Source organism: Pseudomonas sp. L13, assembly GCF_009935965.1.
GTDB lineage: Bacteria > Pseudomonadota > Gammaproteobacteria > Pseudomonadales > Pseudomonadaceae > Aquipseudomonas > Aquipseudomonas lactis.
On the sequence record NZ_QODJ01000130.1, the window covers coordinates 1 to 4,049 of the forward strand.

At 61.8% G+C, this 4,049-nt stretch carries 1 protein-coding gene; it reads left to right on the forward strand.

Going from position 1 to position 4,049, the window contains the following annotated elements; genetic code table 11:
- Positions 1 to 4,049: condensation domain-containing protein (locus DK871_RS28305; RefSeq protein ID WP_161907463.1), on the forward strand; the 4,049-nt coding region annotated here is incomplete at both ends.

Sequence of the window (4,049 nt, forward strand, 5' to 3'; positions counted from 1 at the left end):
CTGATCAACCAGCAGAACGTCACAACGCTGCATTTCGTTCCGTCGATGTTGCAGGCCTTCCTGCAAGACCCGGCCGTTTCCACGTGCCAAAGCCTGCAACGTATCGTGTGCAGTGGCGAGGCGCTGCCGGTGGATGCCCAGCACCAAGTGTTTGCCAAACTGCCCCAAGCCGCGCTTTACAACCTCTACGGTCCGACTGAAGCGGCCATCGATGTGACCCATTGGACTTGCATCGATGAGGGGCGCGACGCGGTGCCGATTGGCCGTCCGATTGCCAACCTTGGTTGCTACATCCTCGACAGCAACTTCGAACCGGTGCCGGTGGGTGTGCTCGGTGAGCTGTACCTGGGTGGCGTCGGCCTGGCCCGTGGTTATCACCGCCGCCCGGCGTTGACCGCCGAACGTTTCATTGCGCATCCGTACATCAAAGGCGAGCGCTTGTACCGCACCGGCGACCTGGCGCGTTATCGCGCAGACGGGGTGATTGAGTACGCGGGGCGTATCGACCATCAGGTCAAGCTGCGTGGCTTGCGCATTGAGCTGGGCGAGATCGAGGCGCGTCTGCTGGAGCATGACCTGGTGCGTGAAGCCGCCGTGCTGGCGGTGGACGGTAAATACCTGGTGGGCTACCTGGTGCTGCAAGATGCGACTGATGACTGGCGTGACCGGCTCAGCGCTCACTTGGCCCAGCACTTGCCGGACTACATGGTCCCGGCCCAATGGGTGCTGTTGGAGCAGATGCCCCTGAGCCCCAACGGCAAGCTGGACCGCAAGGCGCTGCCCGAACCCGCAGCAACGCAGCATTACGAAGCACCGCAAAGCGCCCTCGAACAGCGCATCGCTGCGATCTGGGCCGATGTACTCGGCGTTGAACAGGTGGGTTTGAACGACAACTTTTTTGAGCGCGGCGGCGACTCGATCATCTCCATTCAAGTGGTCAGCCGTGCACGCGCCGCAGGTATTCACTTCAACGCCAAGGCGCTGTTCCAGCACCAGACAGTGCGTAGCCTGGCACGGGTTGCACAGTTGCAGGCTAAACAGATGATCGACCAAGGCCCGGTGCGGGGCGAGACGCCGTTGCTGCCGTTCCAACAGCTGTTCTTCGAACTGGACTTGCCGGATCGACATCACTGGAACCAGTCACTGCTGCTGACGCCACGGCAACCGTTGCAAGGGCACTTGCTGGAAGCGGCATTGCAGTCGGTCATCCAGCATCACGACGTACTGCGCTTGCGTTTCAGTGAATCGGCGGACGGTTGGCGTGCGCGACATGATGCGCCGCCCACAGCCTTGCTGTGGCAGGAACCTGTGCAAAGCGACGCCGAACTGCTCGCACTGTGCGAGCGCGCCCAGCGCAGCCTCGACCTGCAAAACGGCCCGTTGTTGCGTGCGGTCCTCGCCGAGATGGCTGATGGTACCCAGCGCCTGTTGCTGGTTATGCATCACCTGGTGGTAGACGGTGTGTCCTGGCGGATTGTGCTGGAAGATCTGCAAAGCCTGTACCTTCAACAGAAACTCCCGGCCAAGACCTCGTCGTTCAAGCATTGGGCCGAACGCTTGCAGGCCCATGCCCGCAGCGAAGCGGCCCAGCCTGAGAAAGACTTCTGGCTGCAACAGCTCCAGGGTGCCGCCCCTGACGTGCCATGCCGCGACCCCCACGGTGCGCGCCCCGGCCGGCTGGCCCAGACAGTCGTCAGCCAGTTGGATGCCGAACGTACCCATCAGTTGTTGCAACAGGCGCCCACCGCCTATCGTACCCAGATCAACGACCTGTTATTGACCGCCCTGGCGCGGGTCATCTGCCAGTGGAGCGGGCACGCCTCCAGCCTGATCCAGTTGGAAGGCCACGGCCGTGAGGAGCTCTTTGACGACATCGACCTGACCCGCACACTGGGCTGGTTCACCAGCCTGTTCCCGGTGCGCCTGACCCCGGCTGATACCCTGGCGGGCTCAATCAAGCAGATCAAGGAGCAACTGCGCGCCGTGCCGGACAAGGGTCTGGGTTTTGGTGCCTTGCGTTACCTGGGCGATGACGCGACGCGCCAAGCCTTCAGCCAACTGCCTGTGCCGCGGATCACTTTTAACTACCTCGGCCAGATCGACGGCAGCTTCGATCAACCGGATGGGCTGTTCACGCCTGCATCGCAAAGCACTGGGGCCGAACAAAGCCCGGACGCGCCGCTAGGCAACTGGTTGACGGTCAACGGCCAGGTATATGGCGGCCAACTACAAATGGGCTGGACGTTCAGCCCCTTGATGTTCGATGCGCAGGAGATCGAAGCCCTCAGCCAGGCCTTTAGCCGCGAACTGACTGCGCTGGTAGAACACTGCTGCACGCCGGGCAATAGCGGCATGACCGCCTCGGACTTCCCGTTGTCGCGGCTCAATCAGCAGCAACTCGAATCGCTGCCGGTGGCGGCCAATGCCGTGCAGGACATCTACACGCTGTCGCCAATGCAGCAGGGCATGCTGTTCCATACCCTGTATGAGCAGGCGGCGGGCGACTACATCAATCAGGTCCGCGTCACAGCCGAAGGCCTGGATGTGTTGCGCTTTCAGCAGGCATGGGACGCTACGGTGCAAGCCCATGACGTTTTGCGCAGCGGATTCTTCTGGGAGGGCCAGCTGGAATGGCCGTGCCAGGTGGTCTACCGCGATGCCCGATTGCCAATCGAAGAACTTGACTGGCGCTGCATGCCAGAGCGGGAGCTGGCCCTGCAAAACCTGCAGCAAGACCAGCGTCGCCAAGGTTTTGACTTGGGCAAGGCGCCGTTGGCGCGCCTGCTGTTGGTGCGCACGGATGAGCAGCGTCACGAGTTGATCTATACCCATCACCATATCCTGATGGACGGCTGGAGCAATTCCCGGTTGTTTGGCGAAGTCCTGCAACGCTACGCCGGTGTGGCAGTGCCGGAAGCGGCCGGGCGTTATCGCGATTACATCGGTTGGCTGCAACAGCGCGACGCAGGTAGCACCGAAGCCTTCTGGCGTGAGCAATTGAATATTCTGCAAACGCCAACCCGCCTGGGCAGCAGCCAAGCACAGGCGATCGAGGGTTATGGCGAACACCTCTGCAGCCTGGAGCGTCCATTGACGGCTCGACTGGAGGCATTTGCCCGCCGTAACAAAGTTACCCTCAATACACTGGTGCAGGCCGCCTGGCTGATCCTGTTGCAGCGCTATGCTGGTGGCCAGTCGGTGGTGTCCTTTGGTGCTACGGTGGCCGGGCGTCCCGCGGAGGTTGCGGGGGTGGAAGAGCAGATCGGCCTGTTCATCAATACCTTGCCGGTGATCTGTGCAGTGGATGCGCAGCAATCAGTCGCCGACTGGTTGCAGGCAGTGCAGGCGCAGAACCTGGCACTGCGCGAGCATGAGCACACCGGGCTGTACGATATTCAGCGCTGGGCCGGGCAGGGCGGCGGCGCCTTGTTCGATAACATCCTGGTCTTTGAAAACTACCCGGTGTCCAAGGCCTTGGCGCAAAGCGGTGGCAGTGGTATCCGCTTTGGCGAGCCCAAGGCTCATGAGCAAACAAGCTATCCACTGACGGTGCTGGTGGATATGGGCGAGACGCTGTCGCTGCACTTGAGCTTCGCCCATGCGCAATTCACGGCCGAGACCGTGGAGGGTTATGGTCGGCACCTGTTCAACTTGCTGCTGGGCATGGTCACTGATGCCCAACAGCGATTAGGGGATTTGGTGATGCTGGACGCAGGTGAGCGCCAGCGGGTGGTGTTCGATTGGAACGCCACTGTTCGTGATTACCCGCTGCAAGCATGCGCTCATCATTTGATTGAACAGCAAGTGGCGCGTACACCGGATGCACCGGCATTGATCTTTGCCGGGCAGCTCTTGAGTTACGCCGAACTGAACCGCCGCGCCAACCGCCTGGCTCATCGCCTGATCGAAGCCGGCGTGGGCCCGGACGTGCTGGTCGGGTTGGCGGTGGAACGCTCCATCGAAATGGTTGTTGGCCTGTTGGCCGTGCTCAAGGCCGGTGGCGCTTACGTGCCGCTGGACCCTGAATACCCGCCTGAGCGCCTGGCCTA